2 protein-coding genes are annotated in these 1,535 nt (G+C 57.7%); both read right to left on the minus strand.

Annotation, left to right across the window (positions count from 1 at the left end; translation table 11 throughout):
* Positions 1-108 precede the first annotated feature (108 nt).
* A complete protein-coding gene (locus tag Q319_RS0123490) occupies positions 109-603 on the minus strand; it encodes a CarD family transcriptional regulator (RefSeq protein ID WP_029484789.1) in 495 nt (164 codons plus the stop codon).
* Between the two features lie 366 nt (positions 604-969).
* Positions 970-1,314: an HU family DNA-binding protein gene (locus Q319_RS0123495; protein WP_029484790.1), complete on the minus strand. Its 345-nt coding sequence runs from the start codon at positions 1,312-1,314 to the stop codon at positions 970-972.
* Positions 1,315-1,535: the final 221 nt, after the last annotated feature.

The raw sequence follows: 1,535 nt of genomic DNA on the forward strand, positions 1-1,535 counted from the left end.
ATAAGCTCTGTGCAGAAGTGTCGTTCATCGGTCCAGGCCACCCCCAACGCAAGTTGGGGGTGGCTTTTTGTTGTCTGTTTGTTCTCTGGCGGTGGGTTGGTAGGTATTTCAGTTATGTGGATTCTCGTTCCAGGCCCGCTCAAGGAAGTGCTGAATGGCCTGAGCATTATGGTCTGTCAACCCGCTCACTTCCTGCTCCAGCAATTTGATGGCCTGCCGGAAAGCCTGACGGTCCAGATCAGGCAAGCCGCGCTCCATATTCCAGCGCCGCAGTTCGCACGCAAGGATCGCCAGATCCAGGGGTTTTCCACTGGCGATGATCTCGGCGACCATGCGCTGGCGGGCGGCCCACTGCTTCGGCAGATCCAGACTGCTGTCCTGGAGCCGTGACAGCAGTTCGGGCAGATCGCTTTCAATCAGGGCGGCGCGCAGCCCAGCGCTCTGGGGGGCCGCCACCGGAACGTAGGCGCGGCTGGCCGTGTGGGCGAATTGCAACTCGTAATAAGCGTGTGTGGCGTCGCCCACTGGGCGCTGGCAGGTGCCGCTAACCACGCCGATGCCGTAAGGCGGCAGCACCACACGGTCACCGGGTTCAAAAGCCATCTGCTTCAAGGTCTCACCTCTTGGTCTGCTGTTTGGCGGAGACTACAGCTACAGGTACTGGGGCAGCAAGCCATCAGGCCCAGGCTGTTGTGGAGCAGATCAATTCCACCCTTACCACACGCAATTTTGGGCAAAGGGCGTTTTCCCTTTGCCTGGGACAGACCCAGTACTGATGCATAGACCAGAGCTTATCTGGGAATGGTGAGAAATGCACACTAACGCTGGAGTGCGTTGTCTTCAATTCTTAGCGTCTTTTGTTTGGGGTGCATTCAACAGTGCATTTCAACGAATTGGTCCGCGAATGAATGAAAAAATCCAGTCCACGCCATTGCTGGGCAAACTGGAAGGTGGGGTGCGGGACCTATGTCAGAGGGTGCCTTTGAGGGTGCTGGCCACCTTGAAGCGGATTTTCTTACCCGCAGGAATGGTGATCTTCTGGCTGGTGCCGGGGCGCACGCCAGTGCGGGCCGCTGTCTGGGTGACGCTGAGGGTGCCCAGTCCAGGCAAGCCGACGCTCTGGCCGCCCTGAAGCGCTCCCACGACGCTGCTCAATATGGCGGCAACGGCCTCGCCGGCCTGTTTTTTGTTCAGGCTGGTCTTGTCGGCCACCATATCGATGATCTGGGTCTTGGCGATCTTGTTGCTCGTTGCTTTGACAGGCGGAGCCTTGACGGCGGATTTCTTTGCGGCGGGCTTGGTGCTTTTGGCCATGTGCAAACCTCCAGAAATTGAATTGAGCTGACTGCTCGCTCAAATGAACGTTAACACACATTAATGTAACGTCAAGATCTGGAGGTTCGCGTCGGGGACTGTCTTTTCACCGTCACATGCTGTTCCTGGTAGGGCCACAGGACAGCGTGGAGTAGCCAAAAAGAGGGCCGGGCTGGTATCTGGAGTGTGTGAAGACAACCAAAGCCGCCCGGCCCGCTCAA

The organism is Deinococcus marmoris DSM 12784 (assembly GCF_000701405.1).
GTDB classification, from domain to species: Bacteria; Deinococcota; Deinococci; order Deinococcales; family Deinococcaceae; genus Deinococcus; species Deinococcus marmoris.

Excerpts from the sequence above, each read along its gene's own strand:
- Q319_RS0123490 (WP_029484789.1), bottom strand. The coding sequence starts at position 603 with ATGGCTTTTGAACCCGGTGACCGTGTGGTGCTGCCGCCTTACGGCATC.
- Q319_RS0123495 (WP_029484790.1), bottom strand. The coding sequence starts at position 1,314 with ATGGCCAAAAGCACCAAGCCCGCCGCAAAGAAATCCGCCGTCAAGGCT.